At 64.0% G+C, this 23,222-nt stretch carries 16 protein-coding genes; 3 read left to right on the forward strand and 13 right to left on the reverse strand.

Features of this window, described 5'->3' with window-relative positions:
* Window positions 1–51: 51 nt before the first annotated feature.
* The 13 genes from tssC to ACOQFS_RS08410 all read right to left on the reverse strand — a co-directional run bounded on the left by tssC (window position 52) and on the right by ACOQFS_RS08410 (window position 17,478).
* The gene (tssC, locus tag ACOQFS_RS08350; RefSeq protein ID WP_421562436.1) at window positions 52–1,548 is read right to left on the reverse strand and encodes a type VI secretion system contractile sheath large subunit; all 1,497 of its coding nucleotides are present in this window, start codon (window positions 1,546–1,548) and stop codon (window positions 52–54) included.
* A gap of 29 nt (window positions 1,549–1,577) precedes the next feature.
* Window positions 1,578–2,126, reverse strand: a complete 549-nt coding sequence (gene tssB, locus ACOQFS_RS08355) for a type VI secretion system contractile sheath small subunit (protein WP_421562437.1) — start codon at window positions 2,124–2,126, stop codon at window positions 1,578–1,580.
* Between the two features lie 319 nt (window positions 2,127–2,445).
* Complete coding sequence (gene tssA, locus ACOQFS_RS08360) at window positions 2,446–3,471, reverse strand: type VI secretion system protein TssA (RefSeq protein ID WP_421562438.1); 1,026 nt, start codon at window positions 3,469–3,471, stop codon at window positions 2,446–2,448.
* On the reverse strand, window positions 3,468–4,232 hold the full coding sequence (gene tagF / locus ACOQFS_RS08365) for a type VI secretion system-associated protein TagF (RefSeq protein WP_421562439.1): 765 nt from the start codon (window positions 4,230–4,232) through the stop codon (window positions 3,468–3,470). Before tagF ends, tssA begins: the two co-directional genes overlap by 4 nt.
* Window positions 4,214–7,852: a type VI secretion system membrane subunit TssM gene (gene tssM / locus ACOQFS_RS08370; protein WP_421562440.1), complete on the reverse strand. Its 3,639-nt coding sequence runs from the start codon at window positions 7,850–7,852 to the stop codon at window positions 4,214–4,216. Before tssM ends, tagF begins: the two co-directional genes overlap by 19 nt.
* Complete coding sequence (locus ACOQFS_RS08375) at window positions 7,849–9,111, reverse strand: DotU family type VI secretion system protein (protein WP_421562449.1); 1,263 nt, start codon at window positions 9,109–9,111, stop codon at window positions 7,849–7,851. Before ACOQFS_RS08375 ends, tssM begins: the two co-directional genes overlap by 4 nt.
* 84 nt (window positions 9,112–9,195) lie before the next feature.
* Complete coding sequence (gene tssK / locus ACOQFS_RS08380; RefSeq protein ID WP_421562441.1) at window positions 9,196–10,530, reverse strand: type VI secretion system baseplate subunit TssK; 1,335 nt, start codon at window positions 10,528–10,530, stop codon at window positions 9,196–9,198.
* A 4-nt stretch (window positions 10,531–10,534) separates the two neighbouring features.
* Window positions 10,535–11,104, reverse strand: a complete 570-nt coding sequence (gene tssJ, locus ACOQFS_RS08385; protein WP_421562442.1) for a type VI secretion system lipoprotein TssJ — start codon at window positions 11,102–11,104, stop codon at window positions 10,535–10,537.
* Window positions 11,105–11,123: 19 nt separating this feature from the next.
* Window positions 11,124–11,912 carry a PP2C family protein-serine/threonine phosphatase gene (locus ACOQFS_RS08390; protein ID WP_421562443.1) on the reverse strand — a complete coding sequence of 263 codons (789 nt, stop codon included), beginning with the start codon at window positions 11,910–11,912 and terminating at the stop codon, window positions 11,124–11,126.
* Window positions 11,909–14,167, reverse strand: a complete 2,259-nt coding sequence (gene tagH / locus ACOQFS_RS08395) for a type VI secretion system-associated FHA domain protein TagH (RefSeq protein WP_421562444.1) — start codon at window positions 14,165–14,167, stop codon at window positions 11,909–11,911. Before tagH ends, ACOQFS_RS08390 begins: the two co-directional genes overlap by 4 nt.
* The gene (locus ACOQFS_RS08400; RefSeq protein WP_421562445.1) at window positions 14,118–14,504 is read right to left on the reverse strand and encodes a TssQ family T6SS-associated lipoprotein; all 387 of its coding nucleotides are present in this window, start codon (window positions 14,502–14,504) and stop codon (window positions 14,118–14,120) included. Before ACOQFS_RS08400 ends, tagH begins: the two co-directional genes overlap by 50 nt.
* 90 nt (window positions 14,505–14,594) lie before the next feature.
* Window positions 14,595–15,410, reverse strand: a complete 816-nt coding sequence (locus ACOQFS_RS08405) for a PEGA domain-containing protein (RefSeq protein WP_421562446.1) — start codon at window positions 15,408–15,410, stop codon at window positions 14,595–14,597.
* A gap of 19 nt (window positions 15,411–15,429) precedes the next feature.
* Window positions 15,430–17,478: a protein kinase domain-containing protein gene (locus tag ACOQFS_RS08410; protein WP_421562450.1), complete on the reverse strand. Its 2,049-nt coding sequence runs from the start codon at window positions 17,476–17,478 to the stop codon at window positions 15,430–15,432.
* A 744-nt stretch (window positions 17,479–18,222) separates the two neighbouring features.
* Between ACOQFS_RS08410 and ACOQFS_RS08415 the strand changes: the two genes are divergently transcribed.
* The 3 genes from ACOQFS_RS08415 to ACOQFS_RS08425 form a co-directional block, all read left to right on the forward strand.
* Window positions 18,223–18,705 carry an Hcp family type VI secretion system effector gene (locus ACOQFS_RS08415; RefSeq protein ID WP_056059598.1) on the forward strand — a complete coding sequence of 161 codons (483 nt, stop codon included), beginning with the start codon at window positions 18,223–18,225 and terminating at the stop codon, window positions 18,703–18,705.
* Between the two features lie 149 nt (window positions 18,706–18,854).
* Window positions 18,855–21,146 (forward strand): type VI secretion system tip protein TssI/VgrG, encoded by a 2,292-nt coding sequence (gene tssI / locus ACOQFS_RS08420; RefSeq protein WP_421562447.1) that lies wholly within the window; start codon window positions 18,855–18,857, stop codon window positions 21,144–21,146.
* A 114-nt stretch (window positions 21,147–21,260) separates the two neighbouring features.
* Window positions 21,261–23,222: DUF6531 domain-containing protein (locus tag ACOQFS_RS08425; RefSeq protein WP_421562448.1), on the forward strand; the 1,962-nt coding region annotated here is incomplete at its 3' end.

Here is a 23,222-nt window from a genome sequence, read left to right on the forward strand (position 1 = left end):
GATGCCTTCTACCGCGCAGACTCCTAGGCCTGCCCGGGCTTCGCCCCGCGTTCAGTTGCCGGCTTCCTTGACAGAAGGAAGCTTGGAGACCAACCGCAGCGACACCGTGAGGCCTTCGAGCTGATAGTGGGGACGCAGGAAGAACTTGGATGTGTAGTAGCCAGGGTTGCCTTCCACCTCGTTCACCTCGACCTCTGCAGCAGCCAACGGCTTGCGCGCCTTGGTTTCCTGCGACGAGTTCGAAGGATCACCGTCCACGTAGTTCATGATCCAGTCGTTGAGCCAGCGCTCCATGTCGCTGCGTTCCTTGAACGAACCGATCTTGTCGCGCACGATGCATTTGAGGTAGTGCGCGAACCGGCAGCAGGCAAACATGTAGGGCAGGCGTGCCGAAAGGTTCGCGTTGGCCGTGGCATCTGCGTCGTAGTATTCCGCAGGCTTGTTCAGCGACTGGGCGCCGATGAAGGCTGCGACGTCGGAATTCTTGCGGTGTACCAGCGGCATGAAGCCGTTCTTGGCGAGTTCGGCTTCGCGGCGGTCGCTGATGGCGATTTCCGTGGGGCATTTCATGTCCACGCCACCATCATCGGTGGGGAAGGTGTGCGCCGGCAGGTTTTCCACCGCGCCGCCCGATTCCACCCCCCGGATGGACGTGCACCACCCGTAGTACTTGAACGATCTGTTGATGTTCACCGCCATCGCATAGGCCGAGTTGGCCCAGCAGTACTTGCTGTGGTTGCCTCCGGACGTTTCCTCCTCGAAGTCGAACTCATCGACCGGGTTGGTTTTTGCGCCGTAGGGCAGCCGCGCGAGAAAGCGAGGCATGGCCAAGCCGATGTACTTGGAATCGTCCGATTCCCGCAGGCTGCGCCAGGCTGCGTATTCCGTGTTGGTGAAGATCTTGGTCAGGTCGCGGGGGTTGGCAAGCTCTTGCCAGGAGTCCATCTGCATCAGGGCGGGCGAAGCGCCCGAGATGAATGGGCAGTGCGCCGCCGCAGCCACCTTGGCCATCTCGCCCAGCAGCTCGACGTCCGGAGGGCTGTGGTCGAAGTGGAAGTCTCCCACCAGGCAGCCGAAGGGTTCCCCGCCAAACTGCCCGTATTCTTCTTCGTAGACCTTCTTGAAGATCGGGCTCTGGTCCCAACCCACGCCCTTGTAGCGGCGCATGTTGCGATGAAGCTCTTTCTTGGAGATGTTCATCACGCGGATCTTGAGCATCTCGTCCACTTCGGTGTTGGTCACCAGATGCTGAAGCCCGCGCCATGCGCCTTCCAGTTTCTGGAATTCGGCGTGGTGGATCACGAGATTCACCTGTTCGGACAGCTTGCGGTCAATCTCCGCAATGATGGCCTGGACCGTTTGGTATGCGTCGTTGGAGATGGTTGCGACCGAAGCCAGGGCTTGCTGGGCCAGGGTTTGGACGGCCGCCTCCACGGCATCTCGCGCCTGGTCCGTCTTGGGCTTGAACTCCTTGCTCAGCAGGGTTGCAAACTCGTGCCCCTCCAGGGTCTGGGCGGCGTTGGATTCGCTGATGGGTAGTGCGCTCATGGATGAATTCCGTTCGCTGTTCTTCTGCCTCAAGCGGCATCGTTCTGTACAGAGCCTTCCACGGTGTCCGTGGCAGGTTTCGCGCCAGCGGCGAGCGATTTGAGCAGCGCGGGGTCCTGGAGCACCTTGCGGATCAGCTCCTCGGCGCCCTGCTTGCCATCCATATAGGACAGGAGGTTGTGCAACTGGGTGCGGGCTTCCAGCAGGCTGTTCAGCGGGCCGATGTTGCGGGCAACGGCGGCCGGCGAAAAGTCGTCCATGCTCTCGAACGTCAGATCAACGCTCAGGTAGCCCTCTCCCGTCAGCGTGTTCGGCACCAGGAACGATGCGCGCGGCTTGATCGATTTCATCCGCGCATCGAAGTTGTCGATGTCAATGTCGAGAAACTTGCGATCCGCAATTTCGGGCAGATCCTCCAGCGGCTTGCCGGAAAGGTCGGCCATCACGCCCATCACGAAGGGGATGTGCACCTTCTTTTCAGAGCCGTAGATTTCGACGTCGTATTCGATCTGCACCCGGGGTGCCCGGTTTCTCGCAATGAACTTCTGCCCGCTCTTGCCCACTTTGGTAATTGACATGGTTACCTCCTCCAAGTTGCCTGATGCAAAAAAACCTGTTCTTCACATGCCGGGCGTCGGCCGAAGTCCGCCCCGGTTCAAATGCTTACAAAGTTGTGTGAATCCGCCACAGTCAACAGCGCTTGGCAGATGTCTGTGTGCTTCCCTCGTATCGCCCGCCCAGCATGTCTTTGCGTATATTTGTCAGTGCGCGCCCCGTGGTCCGACTTGTGAAGAGTTACAAGCGAAACCTCTGAGAACTTTTGCGGTGAACCCGCTGGTGCAATGGCGTACTTCAGTATCTGTGGCTTCTTCGGCCTGACTGTTACAGTTCGTAGGCTCACCCCGTGCTGTCCGAGGTGGTGCCGGTGATCACTTCGATCTGCTGCAGGCTTTGCGGCGCCAGCTCACGCAGGATGTCCATGAACCCCATGCCCATGAGCCGGGCAGAACGCCGAATGAGCAGTGAGGCGGGGTTTGTCGGCTCAGTGGACTCCAGGAACTCAGCGATTCGCACGAGCTGCCTGATGGCGTCGTCCCGCGTTCGGATTTCCAGTGCGTCGTTGCGCGGCGGCAAAGCAGCGGGCGCAGCGCTCGCCTCTTCGCCGGGCGCGGGATGCGCCAGGGGAGCGCTGCGCGATGGGAGCAGCCCCGCCAACAAGGCCAGCAGTGATTGAATGTTGCCCAGGTCAGGGTGCTGGTGGTGAGGGAGTTTGTCTGCACAGATCTGCTGGATTTTTTGCAGGGCTGTCCGGGCGCGGGGCAGCGCCATCAAGTGCGGGTCTTCACGCCTGACGGCATCGTCCAGTCCCATTCGCAGCTGTTCGGCCGTGAGCTGGGGGTTGGACTCTGCACGCTGGCCCCGCGCAAGAACTTCGGAATCCCGCACCGTGAATTGACCGAAGGTGGACTTGAAGAGTTCGGTTTGCCTCAGCTCTCGCAGCAGGCCTGACACGTCGTTCAGGATGGCGATCGCATTCATGCGCATGAAGTAATCGTCTTCCTCGGCCATGGGGTGCACGAGATCCCAGTAACGCTCCAGCAATGCGGCCATGAGGTCCAGACCCCGCGCCAGCCCTTGCAAGCCCGATGTGTTAGTCCACGATCTGCACAGCAGGCCCGCAATCCGCATGTCCTTGCTTTGAAGCAGCAGTTGAACGGCGTTGCTCTCAACGGCTGGCCATTCCGGCTCCTCTGCAGGGATGATGGTGTCGCCGTATTGCTGCTCCACCTTTCCCCGCGCGGCTTGCTCCAGCGCAAGGAACTCCGGCGCATAGGTCATTTCGGGACCGCATGGCGGGCTGGTGGTCGCTTCCTGGAGGAGTTCGTCGATATCGGTCACGGACATGTGCAGGCTCTTGTTCACGAAGTGGTGGGTGCCGGGTTCGGGTCGGCGTATGCGGGCGTGGAGAAAAGCTGGCAGAACAATGTTCGGTCGAGCGAACCGTGGTGCACCACGTCCCGATACCGGGCGTGTGCCGTGGGGGAAACCCACCAGACACTGTGGGCGCCTATGCGTCGCAGCCATTCACGCCATTCGCCGCGGGGCAGCTCCACTGTTGCATCTGGTCCGTGGCGCTCGGTGGAGGCCTCGCTGAGATCGCTCAGGATGTCGTCGATCAAGGAGGGCTCACGGGGAGCCGCGCCAAGGGGGTCGAATGGGGGCGCGAGATGGGAGACACGTTCGTCCAGCGCTTGCGCAGACAGGGTCTGGCGCCGGGCGTCCACAATGGCAGCCCGCGCGCCCGAGAAAAAGGCACGCAGTCGGGGGTCATCTGCCAAGCCGCTGCCCGGCAGTGGTGGCGCAGCCAGGATGGTGAGTGGATAGTAGCGCCCGACCCGATCCATGCTGGGGGCCAATGCGCCCACCAACGCACTGCGCGTCGCAGTGGCGGAGGCGACAAAGAACCAGACCGGTGCCGTGACGAAGGCGGAGGTCCAGCCTTCCGCATTCAGCGCACGCAGTTCGTCCATCCCTGCCCGCAGCCATGTGTCCCATTCGGACTCCAGCGTGTGGGACATGCGCCGTCCGGCAAAGTCCCCGAGACCGGGGAGCTTTCCGTACCACCCCGCGGCGCCAAGGGGCTCGCCGTGGCGCGGGGCGGGGCTCAGAGGCTGTTCGGGCATTCGAACTCCTCCATGGCCTTCAGGCGGAACGGGTTGAGAACGCTGCTGGTGGTCACCTCAAAGCGCACCCTGCGACCATCGACGTTGAAGATGGCTGTGAACTTCTCGGGGGCATTGCCAGGCAGGAGTTGCGCGCGGTCAAACAGACGGTGCAGGGCCCAGGGGCCTTCGGTGACCAGCCCCGAGTTCTCCGCGCCGGCGGCCGTGATCTGCAGCCTGACCTGGCCCGTTCCGCGCGTGCCGGGCCAGCTGATGGACTTGGGTATTTGCGGGCCGTGCTGATACCGCAGTACCTCGCCGTCGACGTCCAGCACCATTTGCGAAATGGAGGCGTCCATCTCAATGGGCTTCACGTCAAGCCGGATGCCGGGAGCCTTTCCGCCCGCCCTGAAGAAGACGTCCCGGATGGTTGCCGCCTTCTGGAAGGACGCGAGCGAAGCCGAGCCTCCGACCGGTGTGCCGTCCACGCCCTGCTTGAATGTCCATGTCGCCGTCGAGATGTCGACCATGGGCTGCAGCGTGCCGCGGAAGAATTCATCCATCGTCCCGCCCGCGGAGAACAGGCGGGAAAAATCATCGGCCGTCACATCGCGCCCGGCACTGCGCGTGAAGGGATAGCGCCCCAGGATGGCTCTGCGGCAGAAATCACCGATGGTGGCATTCAGGTTTCCACCGATCGTGCTGCGCACGTCCCGCCCCACCATGGTGGATGTTGCCATCGCGAGGTCGTCATACATGATGTTGAGTGGCGGAGGAAGGCGCTTGGCCTCGGCCCGCACCCTCTCCAGGGTGGAGGAAAGGGTGGGCGGAACGCTCCCCCCGGCTTTCACCTGCTGGCGCGCAGCAGCGATGACGGCGGAGGCCTCGTTGAGAACCAGCAGGCTTTGCGCCAGCGGGCTCGGGCCGGACCCATTGCTCGCAGCCAGGCGACGGTATTCCCGAAACCTGAAATCGACGATGTCCGCCTCCAGGTTCCCGCTCGGCGTCAGGCCTCCCACGTTGACCTGCTTGCCTGTCAGGCGGCTCAGCTGGCGCTGTTCTTCGCGGATGCGGTTGAGCTTGTCGCCCAGCCAGCTGCTCGTGCCAGCGCCTGTGCCTCCCTCGGCGTCGGGTCGCCTGGCCAGTGTGGTCTCCCGCGCCACGGCGCGGATGAACTGCTCGAGGCTGGAGTTGGCGGCGGAATACAGGCGGGCCTGCTCACCCGCCTGGTCCAGCGAGCCGATGCGAATCGGCCGCACATCGGCCAGATAGTCTTCCCAGAGCTTGGCGTACTCCATCAGGTAGAGGCGCTTGACCTCGCTGGCCAACTGCCCCGTCAGAACTTCCTGGGTGGTACTTCGCTTTCCGTCTGCCTGGCCGATCACCCAGCCCTCTTCCTTGGACAGAAGTGTCGTCACCTTGGGCACTTCGTGCAGGAAGACGCCGTGGTAGCCGTCATAGGTGAACAGCCCCGGGATACCCTGGGTCAGCGGACGGCCGCTGCGGCGGCTGAATACCTGCGGCGCCTCCGGGCCGCTTGCGCGCACGACACTGAAGTCGGCTGGAAGATTGTTGCCGGAGGCGAGCAGCTGCTTGAGCCGGCTGTACGCGCGCTGCGCTGGTGACATCTGCGCCAGGCGCTGGCGCACGTCCGCCACCAGGGCGCTGTCGATGGGCGTCGTGGCCAGGACCACCCGCTCGTCCATCAGGCGGTCGAGATGGTGCGAAAGCCGCTCTCCCACGCCGGCCTGAACCAGTTCTGGCGTGAGACGCGATTCCCAGTCGTGCCGGATCCAGGCCTTGACGGCACGGGCTTCGAACCGGTCCGCGTCATGGACCATCAGATACGCCTTCAGCGCCTCGTAGCTCGCCTCGGGGTTGGTGGTGGAGGTCTGCTGGAGCGAGCTGCGAAGTTGCCGCACGATGCCGGGTAGCCACGCATCTTCCAGCAAGCGCAAATAGGTGGTGTCTGCTGCCGTCTGCACCTTGGGTACTTGCAGCAAGCCCCAGCGCCAGCTGATGGGCGGCGAGCCGGTGTAGCGTTCACTGACCGCCAGCGATTCTGCGTGGTCCAGCAGCGGCAGCAGCGCCACCAGGTTGTCGAGGTCGGTGTTCTTGGCCTCTTCCACGCCCTGGCGCAATGTGGCAACGCTTTGCCGAACCTCTTCCAGATAGGCAAGGTTGTTGCTGTTGCTGATGCTCCAAGCCAGCGCGGCACCGGCGAAGGCGAGCGCCAGCCCGATCAGTCCCCCCGCCTGCAGCATGCGCAGGTGCCGCTCCTTCTTCGCATTGCGGCCTGTGAGTCCGGCCTCGTTGAACATCACCCCTTTGAAGAGGGTTTCGATGAAAAAGCTCTTTCCCTGCTGGCCGGCGGCGGGCCTGGGCGGACTGCTGACCGCGAACCGGCGCTTGAGCGCTGAAAGAACCCGGTCGAACGGCATGCCTTCCTGCGTTCCACTTGTGAAGTACACGCCTCTGAACAGAGGCTTTTCCTTGAAGCGAGACGACGAAAACGCGGCTTCCAGCGTTTGCCTCACGATGTCCCGCAAGCCCTCGAACTGCTGAGGAAGCGCATAGATCAGTCCGCGCCGTGCAAGATCGGGCTCCGCAAGCAGCCGCTGAGGAAGCAGCCGATGGATCTGGGCGACAAGGGCGTCGAACTCGGCTGTGAACTGCGCGGTAGGGTCCAGGCTGGGGCCGGACTCCCTGTATGCCTGTGTGAAGCCCCAGACCTGCGCGCGCTCCTCGCGGGTCATTTGGCCGAAGAACTCGTTGAAGCCTGCAAGCAGGTCCGTCTTGGTGACCAGGATGTACACCGGGAACTTGATGGCCAGCTCCTCGCACAGCTCGCCCAGCCGCATGCCGATGGTCTTGGCCAGACGGGTACGCTCAGGCTCGGTGCTGCTCAGCAGCTCTTGCACGCTCAGCGTCACGATGACACCGTTGATCGGCTGGCGCCCCCGGAAGCGTTTGAGCAGTTGCAGGAAGCCCGACCACGCTGCCTTGTCCTGCACGGCGTCGCTTTCCTGCGTGGTGTAGCGGCCGGCCGTGTCCAGCAGCACCGCCTGGTCCGTGAACCACCAGTCGCAGTTGCGCGTTCCACCCACCCCCCGGATGGATCCCTTGCCGAACTGCTCTTCCAAAGGAAAGCTCAGCCCGGAGTTGACCAGCGCCGTGGTCTTGCCGGATCCCGGCGACCCGATGATCAGGTACCAAGGCAACTGGTACACATAGCGTTTGGTGAGCCGGCCGAACAGTCCGCTCTCTGTCGCGCCGAACCGCGTTTTTGCGAGGATCTGGACGGCATCCTGGAACCGGCCCTCCAGTTCGGCCACTTCCTCATGCCCGGGCGCCGCATTTTCAACGCCATCGCGCCCCGCGGTGAGTCGGGCCAGTTGGCCCAGCAGCTTGTCGTTCATGCGCTTGGCGCGCCACCACAGCAGCATCAGCCGGAAAAACCACAGCACGAAAAGAGCGGCGATCAGGGACCAGCGAACGGTCTCGCTCTCCAGCGGCTGATAGGGTTTGATGTAGACCAGGGGGCCGATGAACCAGATGACCAGGCTCAGCAGCACAAGCCCGCAGAACACCAGGGTGTGTCTATTGAATACCAAGGAAGCCATTTTTCGCAGGATGCTCATTTGCGGGAGCCTTCGACACGTGTGCTGGGGATGCCGACGGCCTGCAGTTCACTGTCGCGCACCTGCGGGGCGACCATCAGAATGATTTCAACGCGCCGGTTGCGCGCCTTGCCCTCGCTGGTGGTGTTGGGCGCCACAGGGTCGGATTCACCGCGACCCTCGGCGCGCAATCGGCTGCTGTCGCGCACGGTGCGCGACAGCATGTCGGAGACAGACTGGGCGCGCTCCTGGGAGAGGTGCCAGTTGGAGGGAAAACGCGCGGTGCGAATCGGGGAGGTATCGGTATACCCGTTGACCACCACCTTGCCTGGAACCTCGTTGAGTGCGACGGCGATCCGCTGGATCACCTGGACATAGCGGGGCTTGACCGTCGTCGATGCCGGGTCAAACAGGCCGTCCCCCCGGAGGATGATGGTGCTGCGGTCCGCCTGGTCGATGACTTCCACCAGACCTTCCCGGATCTCGGGCTCCAGGAACTGCCGCAGCCGGGGTTTGTCCACGGTGGCGACGGCGGCAATCGCCTTTGGAAAGCGGATCCCGTTGATGGCTGCAAACAAGGCGTCGGACTGCGCAGCAAGCCGGTAGTTGAACCAGAGGAACAGCATGAACGCCAGCAGCAAGGTCAACGCTGTAGCCACCCAAAGAGGCACCATGGTCCAAGGCGGTGCGGCTTTGCGCTCTTCGCCCTTCCAGCGCAGCGACAAGGCGCTGCTGCGGTCACCGCGCGTACTTTCTATCAGCGCGAGGAGGCGGGCCTTGAGCGTCTCCAGCTGGCTGCGCCCGTTCTCGATGACCCGGTAGCGGCCTTCAAAACCGAGCATCAGGCAGAAGTACATGAGCTCGATCAGATCGATGTGTTGATGGGGTGTCTGGACCAGCTTCGCGAGCAGCTGGAAGAATTTTTCCCCGCCCCAGGTCTCGTTGTGCAAGGCCACCAGCAGGCTGAACTTCGGCCACACCCCAGACCCACCCCAGGGGGTCTGCGCGGCGGCCTCATCCACCACGGTGCACAGGCAATAGCGGGCGCCGATCACGGTCTCGATCGGAACTCCGGCAGCGCCTGCGTGGCGCTCGAACTCTCGAACATTGGCCAGAAGGAGTCGCTGAAACCCCTCTGGGTCCGAGTTGGAGGCCATCGCACGAATTTGCGGAATCAGGTTCAGCAGGGCATTCGCCGCCGCGACAAGCGGGTTCCCTCCGCTGATCACATCGGGAAGGTCGGTCCGCGGGCCAGGCGCGGGAGGCATGGACGTGTCCATCAGCCTCGGAATTCCCTCCGCCGCGAGACTGCCACCGGACGAGGCGAAAAGGTTGTCCGTCATTTGCATGGTCATGGACATGGGTTACCTGCGAATGGCCCAGAACTCGAGTTGCAGCTCAGGGAATTCGCCAGAGACGTGCATGGCGAGCCCGCCCGAGTTGCTCAGCTGGCGCCAAAGGTCGTGGGTGGTGTCCACTTCGAAATAGGAATATCCGGCGTGATAGGGGATTTCGCGCGGGGCGACGGAGAGTGAGCGCAACACGACGCCGGGAAGGTGCAGGTTGACCAGGTCGCGGATCTTTTCGACGGGGCCGAGCTTGGTCTGGGTGGGGAAATGGGTGTGCAAGAACTCCACAGTTGTCTGCGCATGGACGGCCAGCACGAAGTCGCACGTCGTCAACAGCTCGGTCGAGGGGATCAGTGCAACACGCACTCCATACTGCCGCTCCTGCAACTCGATCTGAATGGCGTTCTGCTCCAGCACGGAGGACAGGCCCCGGCGCAGCTCCAGCATCAGGGGTGGGAAGCAGCTGCGCAGGTCGTCATGGTCGTACGCCGGCAGGGGGGCAGGGCGTCGTTGCTCCCGGGTGAACGTGGCAAGCTCGCCAGCCATCTTCAGCAGATCGTCAAACAGGCGCTCCGGGTGGATCGCGCGGGTGCGCACCCAGTGTTCAACCGCAGGTTCCCACCGATTGATGTACTGCAACATCAGGAAGTCACCCACCTCTCCCACTCCGCCTCGGCCGGGCTGAATCAAGCGCTCTTCCAGGGCTGCGCCGCGCTGCTTCAGGAGGCCGTGCAGCTCCTTGCAGAACTGAAAAAGGGCGGTCGCTTCGGAGTTGTTGACCACCGTGGGCATGAACGACTTGTCCACAAGTGCGGATCCATCGGCATTGCGCTCCACCACGTGTGCTACGGGCAGCGAGACCCAGCCCCGCGACAGCTCTCGGGCCGGGCGGAGGCTGAAACGGACGCGGCCCAGTTGCACCTCGGCGGGCTGTGCCCCGACGTCGTTGACATCGGAGACTTCCAGAACCTCGGCCTGGTAACGGGTCATGCCGGTGTCGGCCTCGCTCATCGTGACTTCTGCACCGCTGCTGCGGCGAAGAGGCAGGGCGAGGTGAACGATGGAATCCTTGATGTCCTTGCCCACATCCAGCGGGGGCGGGGCGTCGTCGACCTGGGGAATATGGAACGGTGTTCCATCAGGCAGCACGCCCCTGGCTGACAACACTGCGATCTTGCCGAGTGCCAGCATTTGCATGTCCAGGCTCAGTTCCGAGAACCCCCAGAAAAAGGGCTGGGAGGGCAAGCAGCGGCCCTGCACCAGAAAGTCGATGTACCGCTCTTGTTGTTGAAAGTGCTGGGGGCGCAGGAACATGCCTTCGGCCCACACCACCTTTCTCTGCCATACCATGGTTCTACCTTGTTGTTGTTTGATGCTGGACCCGCACTGCGTCGCGTGACACCGTGACGAGGTAGTGCACCGGCTTGAGCCGCTCGGTCTGGCCCAGGCCCCACCAGCGTCGGCGCATCTCCACCGAGTTGGGGGCATCCACCGACGCGCGCCACGTGCTGCGCTCCAGGTCTCTGTATGCGGCAAAAAAGCCGAACGCCCTCACGTCCGGATTTCCCTTGCGTTCAATGATCCTGCGCTCGCCGGGCGCGATCAGAAACTCTTCGCGCCGCACGAAGTCGCCGCCCAGCTGGCTTTCATCCTTGTCCTGGAGGTCAAAAAAGCTCGAGCGCTCGAATGCAGCCGGTGCCCGAAGTTCATAGATGCGCAACAGAACGGGCTTGGGCATGCCGTCGACATCCGGGTTGAGGCTTCGCTCGGAGACGATCTCGATGATGGCTGGCGGAACGGCCGTGGGTGCTTCGGTGGGCCGGTTGAGCGTGCTCACCATCCCGCAGCCGGACAGTAGCCATGCCGATACAAGAACGAGCGCCTTTTGAACGATGGGCCGCGCGCGGCTGTGAGGGGTGATCACGTGTGAACTCCTTGCTGTGTCAGTTGATCGCCGGGTTGGCGCCTACCCAGACCGCCAATGCACTGAGGTTGTCCTGGTGCGGTCGGCCTTGCGTGACGACGGATGCGGCCATGGCGCGCAGCCAAGCGTCCGGGCGCTCGGACGTGCTGAGCGCACTTTCCATCTCGGATTCGTGCAGGTTCTCCCACAACCCGTCGGAGCACAGCAGAAAGGCATCGCCTTCCATCAGCTCCATGGACTCATGTAGTACGGTCGGAGGGACCGAGGACTGGGCACCGACTGCGCCGGCAAGAACGCTGCGGTTGGGCAGGGTGCGGGGGTCGCTTTGGCCGTAAACGCCGGCGTGCAGCAACTGCTGCACCACGCTGTGGTCTTCCGTCATGCTGGCGACCTTTCCATTGCGAAAGCAATACAGCCGCGAGTCGCCCCAGTGTGCCCAGAGTGCCCTGCCCATCAAAGGATCAATGCATAGCAACACGACGGTGGCGCTCATGTGCATCCGTGACCTGGACAGGGGCTGTTCTTCGGAGACGGTGTGCTCGGCCCGCGAGATGAGCGAGGCCAGGCTCGCTGGCGCGAACAGGGGGTTCTCGCGGTATGCGTCCAGCACCGCGTCCACCGTCAGACGGGCTGCCAACGCGCCGTTGCCATGCCCCCCAGCGCCGTCCGCCAGGGTGCAGCAAAATCCTTGTCGCCCGAGGTCGATCATCCCCAGGTAGTCTTCGTTCGTGGCGCGTGCACCCTGTTCGGTGATGGCCGACACGGTCAGCTGCAGCCGGTGGGATTCGCCTGCGATATGCGTGATCACGGCATCCCCCCGGTGGGCCGGGCCGCTTGCGCGGCCTGCTCATAGGCCTGCACGAATGTCTGGCCGGAAAACGCCATGAGATCGTCTTGCGCATGCTGCCTGATCGACTCGTACCTTTGCTGGTACTCGTCCCACAGCGCCGCCTTTCGGTGCAAGGACGAAAGCCTGGTCAGCAGGCCTGCCGAGCCCGCCGCCTGCTTTTCGAGCTCTGCAGGGCTCAGGCTGGTCACTGCTTCGGCATAGGCCGCTCGGATGCCGGCCATCAGCGCGATCTGGTGCACCGCAAGGTCGCTATAGGCCTCTTCCAGCGCCGCAGCCGGTGGCATGAAACCGGGGAAATTCTGGCCCACCAGCTGCAGCATCACGCCCTCTGCCGTGGGCAGGAACTTGAGAGGATTGTTCTTGCCGGATGCAATGACGGTCACATCGGCGCGGAATTCGCGCTTGATCTCCGATCGGGCGGAGAGCAGGTCGATGGACCCCTGCACCGCGATCCGGAGCGCCTCGCCAAAGCCGCGCATGAACTCCGGGTTGATCGTGAGGGTGGCACGGCCTTGAGCCAACCCCGCGCCTTCCAGGAAAGCCTCAGCCAGTCCCTGCGCGTCCCCAGCGTCTACGCCGTGTGGTGCGGCCAGCGATGCCGGCGCGGGAGATCGCACGTGCGCGTCTCGCGTCGAAGACGGTGCTGGAGGGGGGCTCACTGCATCGATGCCGAGCGGCGAGGGGGCAGGAGGCGCATCCGGCGCGGGCTGTGCGAGAAAGGTGTTGGGCTGGCCGCTGGGCGGCCTCGTGACTGACTCCAGCCCCTGGCAGGAAAGATTCGCGGGGCCGGCGGTTTGCGTGGAACTGCCAAACAGGTCGAGGTCCAGCCCTTGCATGGCTTCAAGCCCTGCCGCTTGCGCAACTGCTGCGGTGGCTTGCTGGGCGGTGTGCGAAGTGCGCGGCGCGCCGTCGGGCGTTGTCTCGGTGCGGCCCCCTTCCCGCGATGCGGCCGATGGCTCTGCGGTAGCAGTCGCGCCCCGCGGCATGCTGAAAACCTGCGCAAGGTCTGATCCACGCGTCTGACCGTGATCCAGGGTCTCCTTGTACATCGACTCGCCAGGCTCACGGAAGAGCTTGAGCGGGTTGAGCTCGACGCGTGGGTCCAGCTGCGGGGGCAGGCCGGTGTGCGCCGCGTTGTCCATCTCTCCGGCAAATTCTGAGGTGCGCGGCAGCGAGCGCAGCAGCTCGTCGTTCTTCAGCTGTGCCACTTCCGCCAGCGTCTTCGCCGGAAGATCGCCGCTCCACGCATCCCTGTGGTTTGCAGCCTCCCGAGGGTCGGCGGCAAACGGGTCAAAGTCTTCCGGGATCACCATGGCGCGATGAGCGACAGGCTCTTGCGCAACTGCTTGCGCGATTGCGGGGTTCGACAGTGCTGGCGCCTCGGCATCCAGGGCCTGCATCCTGTCCCCGGTCGCAGCGACAGGGTTGCGGTCGGCGCTCGTTGCCATGGGGGGCGCGAGCGGCGCAGCCACGCGGGTCTCCGCATCGGGGGGAAGGGCTTCAATGCGCCCCAACATGGCAAACGGATTGCCGTCCTCCAGATGTGGATCACTGCCGTTCACGCTCGACGGGGCCTGTGCCAATTCGGCCAATTCGGCCAACTCAGGGATGGCGTGCTCGCCGCCCACGATGGGAGGAATGTCCGCCCAAGGGTTTGGCAGCGCGGCGAGGCCGAGCGATTCGGGTACTTCAACCGCATGCTGGTGCGCGGACCGTGGCTCGTGCAGCAGCGGGGGCACTTCAGCAACCACCCCGTCATCGCGTGCTGGTGGCGGTTGCGTTGCGGCGATGGTGGGCGCCGTGCCGGGGGATGCCCCCGGCACAGTGGCAAGAAGCCGGTAAGGCCCGATGACAACCTCTGCCCCGTGGCACAGGGGGACCTCTTGGCCGGACAGAACCTCGTTGCCATTCACCCGGACGGAGCGGCGCTCGCACAGATTGGCCAGGTAGGCCTGGTCGGAGTCCAGCCGCACCATGGCGTGCACACGCGCGACCTCGGCCTCCGTGTCGGGCAGCACGAGCTTGTTCTGGCCCGACCGCCCAATGGTCCCTCCGGCCATTCCAAAAACTGCGGACCCTTGGTGGCCGGCAGCTTGTCCTGCATGGTGGATGACCACCAACTCAATCTTCTCCATCTGCTGTGCGCTCGCGAACTCTTGACGGTCAGGATGCCTTGCGCGTGGCGCGCTTGCTGCGTGCAGCGTTTCGGGCATTGATGAATTCGCGCCCCCACACGGGATGGCCCTTTTCCGCCTCGGTCAGCTGAAAGGTGGGGTCCTGTTCCAGCGCGAGATCAAACTGCTGCCGGCAAGGGCGCACCCGTCCCAGGGCGCAGTGGCCGAACGCCATGAACTTGCGGGCCTTGATTTGCGATGTCAGGGGCAGTTCCGGGGCTTCTGCCAGCGGAGTCAGCTTGGAAATCGCTTCCTCGAATTGCCCTTCCGCGTACACATTCAAGGCCTCCGCCAGCAAAGCTTCCTTCTCGGCCCTCGGGTCTACGGGGGCGACGGGCTCAGGCGGTGGCGCGGGTTGCACCGCTTCAACCTTCACGACGGGTGGCTCGGGGGGCGTCTGGCAGGCGCTCAGAAGTGCCGCTGCAAAAGCGGTGGCCAGCGTGTTCAGGAAACGGGGTGGCATGGATTACCTCGCGTCAAAGTCATGGGTGATGGTGATCGCTTCGTCCGAATCGATCTTCAATGTCCTGCGCACTGTCTCAAAGCCCGGATTCGCGAGCTCAACGGTGTGAGCGCCTGGAGGCAGCTTGTATTCGGTGAGGGGTGGCGTGACCCCGATGCGCTTGCCATTGATCGTGACGTGTGCCCATGGCGCGACGCGCAGCTGCAGGTTGTTCTCTGAGCGTGGGCGCAGCCTTGCAAGCGCCGTGCTTGTGGATGCCCCGTCGTGTGGCACGGGCAGGCCGGCGGCCGGCAGCAGAGGTGTGATTGCGACAATCACCGTGCTGTTCAGCGCAAAACTGCCGCTGGAGGTGCCGGTCGTGCGTCGGCCGTCAGCGGTGCCAGCGCCAGCGTGGCTGCATCGCCAACCGCGTTTCCCTTGAGCTCTGTGATAGGCGTCGCGCCACGGCGTGCCTTGAAGTTCATACTCTGCGAGGGCGAAACTGGGGCGGGCGTCCAGGGCTGCGTCGAACGCAGCGTCGCAGCGTGCCCACTCCTTGTGGGTGCAGAACACGAATGCGAGGTATTTGTGGGCAGTCGCTCTTTCCCGGCGGTCCGGCAGTCCGGCAAACAGTGATGCCTGCAAGGCCTTTTCCGCCTGATCGAGCCGGCGTGATTCGTAAAGTGCGATCCCTTGCCCCAGGAGCTGGCGTCCAGACGCCGCGTCGCCCACCCGTGATTCAACCGCAGGGGGCTCTTCGCAGTCGGGAGCGGCAACTGCTGCGGTGGCGCACAGCCACAGGCAAAGAGCGGCCCCGCGCAATGAAGCGTGCATGGACATGGCGACTGCGATTCGGGGGTTACTCGAACTGATGGCTCAACACCACCGGTTCTCCTTTTTTGACCTGCACGGTCCGCACAGCGGGCGCCGCAGCCGGATTCGTGATTTCGATGCGGTGGGAGCCTTCTGGAAGTTCCAGCTGGGTGAGCGGTGGCGTGGTGCCCTGCGCGGACCCATTCACGGAGATGCGCCCCCACGGACTCACGCGCAGCACCACCCTCCCGGTGTTGCCCATTGGCTTGGCTGCGGGCTTCTCGACGGGCACGGGGTCTGCCTGCGTGCCCACTGGGGCCGGCACGGTGGGCGCAGGCGAGGCGGCCAGCTTGGGCGCGGTCTCGGTCGCCGTCGACTGGTCCGGACCTGTGGAACGGGGCGCTGTCGACGCGTTGCTGGCGGGCGCCGCAGGCACGGCCACCTCCAGCCGGTTGATCAGGGCGAGCGCCTGGTTGCGGTAGGCACCCGCCGGGTTGGATTCAAGGTATGCATCGAGCGCTGCCACCGTCCCGGCCTCCTGCGCTTGCTGCCATTGGATGTCGTCGGAGCTGATCGCCGACGACGCAACGGGCGGGGGCGATGATGGCTGTGCACGGCTGCCCCACCATGCGGCGGCAACAATGGCGCCAGCGGCGATCAACCCGACAGGTATCCACCGAGCAGCTGGTGCCGACGTACGCACTGGTTGTCGCATTGCGTCCGGTGCCTCAGGGGCTGGGCGCTTCAGCGCATCGGGCGCGGGAAACACGACACCTTCGCGCGGTGCGGCAGGCTTGGGGCGCTCGGCCTGCGTTGCGGGTTGTGCGCCCGCTGTGTCCAACCGTTCCGGCGAAGTGATGGGCGATGGTGGCGGACTGCTGAACGAGAAAACTTCGTCTGACATCAGCGACAAGGGCGCTGCGGTGTTGGTGGCGAGACTGGCGGCGGCGCCGCCAAAGGCCTGCGGCTGGGCCGCTTGAGTCTGGAGGGGGGGGGCGTCGATCGGCCCAGTTTGACTGAGCGAGGCGACAGCTGCGACCTCAGGGGCATCGTCGCGACCGAGCAACCCGTGCGCATGCATGCCATCCAGTTGCGCAGCGGCCCGGTCCACCCGCCCATGCGAACCTCCGTCGAGTTCCGTGGGTCGGGCAACTGCGGGTGCCAGCACGCCAGCGCTCGCCCATGGTGCGAACACCGGCGAAGTCATCGTGGTGACGCCGAGAATCTCCTTGAGCTCGGCAATCGTCTGAGGGCGATCCTGCGGCTTGACCGCCAGTGCGCGGTGCACCCCGTTCAGGAACTGGGCTGAGAAGCCCGGATACTGAGAGGGTGTCAGCAGGGCCACAGGGTCGTTGATCATCCGGGCCACGGATGTTGCCGGCGGCTTGCCGGTGATGGCCAGATACAGCATCGCGCCCATCTGGTAAATGTCCGTCCACGCACCTTGCGGCATGGCGCCGTCGTCAACGTACTGCTCAATGGGTGCGAAGCCCGGCTTCAAAACCATCGTCAGCGCTTGCGTCATGTCGCCAATGATTCGGCGCGCGGCGCCAAAGTCCAGAAGCACCGGCATGCCGGAGTTCTGCAGAAACACGTTGTCTGGCGCAATGTCGCGGTGATAGCAGTCTGCGGCGTGGAGCATTTCGACCACGTCAAGGACCGGACTGATGATCGCGGTGAGAGTCCGCTGCCCGAGTCGTCCCTGCTGGCCCGAAAGGAAGGCGCGAAAGGTTTGTCCCTCGTAGTGGCGCATCACCATGTACGCCGTGCCGTTGGACTCGAAGAACCGGTACACATGTACCAGCGCGGGATGGGAGAACTTGGCCAAGAGGCGTGCTTCGTTAATGAAGCTGCGCAACCCCGCATCGAACGCCCCACGGTGCTGGGAGCGCACGTGAATTTCGTTGGAGGACTTGCGCCCCGCCAACGTGGCCGGCATGTATTCCTTGATCGCAACGATGCGATCCAGGCTCACGTCGCGCGCACGGTAGACGATGCCGAACCCACCTTCTCCGATCACGTCCAGCAGCCGGTACTCGCCGACTTGCACGCCGGGAGCAAGGCAATTGGCTGACCCCCCCACAGTTTCGATCATCACGCGACGCCCTCAATATTCGTTCTCGGATATCCGCTCGGCTGCTGCCATGGCTGGTGCCAACGCCCCGGAGGCTGAGCCAGCTGCTGAGCGTATGGGTCGTCGCCCATTGCCTTGCCCAGTGTCATATCGATCTACTGCATGCGGTTCACCGTGAGCCCGCAGCTCACGGGTTGCCACGAGTGCCACGAGTGCCACGAGTGCGACGAGCCCGCTGAATGCTTCAGTGCCTTGCGCTGATGCGATGAAGCGAAGCGCCGGGCCGCGCGGCTGAGGCCGCAATCGGTGCGCGCTGAGCACGCTGTGCAGCACGCATGGGTCGATCAATCGCGGGCGAGTCTAACGTGAGGAAATTGCAAAACGCATCCCGAAACCGGTTGCTACAGCGTGCGGAAACACACTGTTTCCAATGTTGCGGAGGCTCGCTCATTTGCTGTCACTTGATACCCCTGAATCGGAAACGCACACCTATCATGCGCCCGCAAACAAGCTTGCGAGGGAGGGGAAATTCGAGCAAGCAGCGGGTCATTCCGTTGAAGGGATGTGTCGCATGGGGCGTCGCGAGTCGTTCCCGGGAAGTCATTCTCGGGGCGTTGATTTGCGCGCCTTGATGGCGCGCGATTTCCTGCTCCTCTTGGCTGTTTCATCTGCGAGGGCTTGTGTCCTTGCAGAGACCAGGGCGCGAGTGCGCTGCTACTGGCAGCGTGCATCGCGCATTTTTTTGAACCAAGAAGAGGTACCGGAATGACAGTTGCGATTTTTATGAAGGTGGAAGGCGCCAGCGGCGAATCGAAGGACGCGGCGCACAAGGACTGGACCGACGTTGAGTCGTTCACCTGGGGGGTCACCCAGCCCCACTCGATGGCTTCGGGTGGCGGTGCGGGCGCTGGCAAGGCAGACTTCCAGAACCTGAACGTTGTTGCCAACATCGACAAATGCTACCCCGCCGTGCTCAAGCACTGCGCGACCGGCAAGCACTTGGGACAGGTGGAGATTTCGATGTGCAAGGCTGGTGGCACGCAGATCGAATTCGGCAAGATCACCCTGACCGACGTGATGGTCACCAACGTGACCGTCAGCGGCACCAGCTCTGGCGATACCGTGGTCGTGAACTACGCCTTCCAGGCCGCGAAGATCAAGACGGAGTACTCCGAGCAGACCAACCAAGGCGGCAAGGGGGCCACGAGCCAGATGGGCTTCAGCATCAAGGAAAACAAGGAAGCCTGATTGCCGGACATGCGGTTGCGCTCGCACAGCGAGCGCAACCCGGAGCTGCGTCACTCGATGCGGCTCCTTTTTTTATGCCTGTTTCCGCCAGTGTCTCAGAATCGCGCGCGCGGTTGTCTGCCTCCCTGGCGCTTGTTTCATCCTTCGTCATGAACCGTCGCGTCACCATCCACACCGCTCTTGGCGAGCAACTTCAATTCCGAAAGCTCGACGGGACGGAATCTCTCAGCGAGTTGTTTTCGCTCGACATCGATCTGGTCAGTGCAAGCAAGAGCATCGACCCCAGGGCGATCCTCGGAAAGCCAGCCTCGGTAGTGGTCGAGACAGAAGGGTTGGGCCAGCGCTATCTCAGCGGCCTTGTCACGCACTTCGGCATGCAGGGGCAGGACCATCGCTGGGCGTCTTATCGCCTGCGACTGCGGCCCTGGTTGTGGGTGGCCACGCGCAAGACCGATTTCAAGATCTTCCAGCACATGACCGTTCCGGACATCGTCATGGAAGTGCTCGGGAAGTATGGCTATCCCATCGAGAAGAAGCTCACACGCTCTTACCGCACGTGGGAGTACTGCACGCAGTACGGAGAGAGCGACTACCACTTTGTGGCGCGCCTCTTGGAGCATGAGGGTGCCTATTACTACTTCACGCACGCCGCCGGCAGCCAGACGCTGGTGCTCGCAGACGACATCGTGGGCTCGCACAGCCCGCTGCCGGGCGGCCATGTGGTGCCGTTCCACCCGCCGGGCAAGGCCGCCATTGCGGACAAGGAGCACTTTCATGCCTGGGAGCTTTCCCAGGAGGTGCAGCCAGGCCGGCACTACAACGACGATTACGACTTCAAGAAACCCCGCGCCGACCTCTCGAACATGCGGCAGAACCCGCCAGGCCACGAGCATGACAAGTACGAGATCTACGAGTGGCCGGGCGGGTACACCGAGTTTCCGGATGGTGAGACCTACGCCAAGCTGCGGCTGCAGGAGCATTTGGCCAAACACAGCCGCGTGCTGGGCCGTGGCAACAAGCGCAACTTGGCCACCGGCTACACCATCAACCTGGAAAACTATCCGCGGGAAGACCAGAACCGACAGTACCTGATCGTCAGCACGCACTACCACTTCGAGGAAAACCCCGAGGTCAGCAGCAGCCGCAGTGGTGGCGCCACGGCCACCAAGAACGCACAGGAAGCGGGTTCCATCCAGCAGTTCGAAATTCGGGCACAGCCCACCAGCATCGAGTTTCGGCCCAAGCGCGTCACGAACAAGCCGCGTGCGCTGGGCCCGCAAACCGCCGTGGTGGTGGGCCCACCGGGCGAGGAGATATGGACCGACAAATACGGACGCGTGAAGGTGCAGTTCCACTGGGACCGCATCGGCGCAATGGACGAAAACTCAAGCTGCTGGGTGCGGGTATCAACCAGCTGGGCGGGGCCGCAGTTCGGTGCAGTGTTCATCCCCCGCATCGGCATGGAAGTCATCATCGACCACCTCAACGGCGACCCGGACTACCCCATCCTCACGGGCTGCGTCTACAACGCGGCCAACATGCCGCCTTGGGCGCTGCCTGCCAACGCCACGCAGAGCGGCATCCTCACGCGGTCCAGCAAGGGGGGCGCTGCCGGTGCCGGCATGAAGAACGGCCCTGGAGATGCCAACGCCCTGCGCTTTGAAGACAAGGCGGGCGAGGAGCAGCTGTGGATCCATGCGCAAAAGGACCAGCTGACCGAGGTCGAGAACGACGAAGAGAAGTGGGTGGGCAGAGACCGGAACAAGACCATTGACCGGGACGAGACCAACACCATCCATCGCGATCGCACCGAAACGGTGGATCGCAACGAAAAGATCACCATTCACGGCTGGCGCACCGAAGAAGTCGATGGCGACGAGACCATCACCATCCACAGCAACCGATCGGAACGAGTGGACCACAACGAGCAGATCAGCATTGGCGACAACCGCAAGGAAACGGTGGGCAAAAACGAAACCGTCAAGATCGGGCTGACCCGGCAGCACACCGTTGGCATCATGTCCATGCTCAACGTGGGCCTCGTGCGCATCATGAACGTGGGCATGGCCTACAGCCAGAACATCGGCATGGCGATGTCCACCATCGTGGGCATGACCCAGACCACCAAGGTGGGCCAAAGCCAGAAGACCTCGGTCGGCAAGGACTATGTGCTGGAAGTGGGGGGCGGTGGTGGAGGCGGCTCTGCAGTCGCGGGGGCCGGGGCGGATCACATCGTGGCCCCGTCGGGCGGCGGCGCTGGCGGAGGCGGCGGGGATGCTCCCAGCTGCATCAAGATCGACGCCAGCCAGATCTTCATGGAGTCCAAAAAGATCCATCTCAACGCCAAGGACGAGATCCTGCTCACCGTCGGCAGCAGCACCATCAAGCTCACTCCCGCGCAGATCGAAGTGCTCTCGCCGCTCGACAAGCTCAACTGCTAGTCAGACATTCCGCGCTGAATTTGCGAACACACACTGCATGCACGCCGCGTGCTTCGAGGCGCTTTGAACATCGCCGGCATCCGAACAACAAATCTATTCATTGAGGGAAACACCATGGGCAAGCCCGCAGCCAGGCTGGGAGACCTGACGAAATCGGGTGGCCCGATCATCCAGGGATCGGCCACGGTATTGATTGGAGACAGTGGCGGCATCGCATGCTCCACCTGCCCTGGCGGCAAAAAGATTGGACAGCCCGTCAACCCCACCCTGGGCGCCAAAGTCCTGCTGGGCCCCGAGGACCTGGACTTCGCTTTGCCCGGCCCCATGCCCCTGGTCTGGCAACGCCAATACAGCAGCTACGTCAACGCAGAGCACGGCCCCCAGTGCGGCCTGCTGGGCTGGGGCTGGCGCCTGCCGCACGAGCTGCGCATCGACCTAAAGCCCACCCAGACCCTGCTGCACGACGCCGGTGGCCGCGTCATCACCTTTGACGAACCCCTGCGCCCAGGCCAGGCACTGCAAAGCGACAGCGAAGCCCTGATGCTGCTGCGCGGTGGTGGTGTGGGTGGTGGTGGTGCAGAACAGCAATACGTCGGCGGCGCCGCCGCCAACCTCGCCCAGGAACTGCTGCCCTGGATGCACCAAGAGCGCTGGGCCCACGTGCCCGCCCTCGCCAAGTCGGACCCCAGCTACATCCTGGCCGCCACCCAGACCGGTCGCACCCTCTGGATCTTCAAATCCCAAGCCGGCGGAGACTGCCTCCTCATCGGCCTCCTGGACGCCTTCGGCCGCAGCCAGCAATACCACCATGACGAACACGGTCGGCTGACCGGTATCACCGACGGCGCAGGCCGCCGCTACGCCCTGCGGTACAACCGCGAGAGCGACCCAGTCCAGCCCCCGGGTCCTACCCAGGCTGCCAGCGCAGGCCCCATCGACACCGGCCTGCGCCTGCTGGGCGTGGACTGCGTACACAACCCGCACGGCGACCCCGCAGCCGCCCCCACGCCCCTGGTGCGCTACCACCACAGCCCCCAGGGCGACCTGGTGGCCGTGCACGGCCGCGACGGCCAACGCACCCGCCAATTCCGCTACGACAGCCAGCACCGCATGGTCGCCCACCGCGTGCGCAGCGGCCCCGAACACAGCTACGTCTACGAAGGGCCAGCGCCGGGCGCCCGCGTCATCGAACACCACAACGAAGAAGGCCTGAGCTACCACTTCAGCTACCAGGACGCGCAACCGCAAGACCCCCAAGCCGCCAGCTGCACCACCGTGCGCGACAGCCTCGGCCGCACCACCGAATACCACCACCAAGGCCACGGCGGCCTCAAACGTATCACCCGGCAAGTCCACCCGGGCGGCAGCGAAGAACACTTCCAGTACGACAGCGCAGGCCGGCGCATCGCCGCCACCGACCCCCTGGGCCGCAGCACCCACTGGCGCTACGACGGCCAGGGCAACCTGCTGGGCGTGCAAGGCCCCGACGGCCGCAGCAGCCAGCAACGCTGGGGCCTGCCCGGCACCGCAGAAGACGGACTGCTGCTGCAAAGCACCAGCGCCAGCGGCATCCACACCCACTACACCTACGACGACTGGGGCCGCCTGACCGAGGCCACCGTCACCGCTGGCGACCTGGCCAGCACCACCCGGCTGGAGTACCAGCAAGGCGCCCCCCACACCCTGCCCCCCGCCACCCGCGCGTGGGCCGACCAGCCCCAGGCCATCATCGACCCCCAAGGCGGCCGCAAGACCCTGGGCTACAACGCCAGCGCACAGCCTACCCGCTACACCGACTGCAGCGGCCACACCACCCGCTGGCACTACGACGCCTGGGGTGAACTTGTGGGGGAAAAAAACCCCCTGGGCCAGCCCACCCGACACCAGCGCGACACCCTGGGGCGCCTGCTGCAAACCCAGCAGGCCGACGGCAGCCTGGTGCAATACCGCTGGGGCGACAACGGCCAGGTCCAAGCCATCACCCAGGGCGCGCTGGCCCACCCCACCAGCGACACCGGCTTGGCACCGGTCAGTAGCCCAACAACCACGACCACCACCACCACCACCACCACCACC

Source organism: Paracidovorax sp. MALMAid1276 (genome assembly GCF_049198005.1).
Taxonomy (GTDB): Bacteria; Pseudomonadota; Gammaproteobacteria; order Burkholderiales; family Burkholderiaceae_C; genus Acidovorax.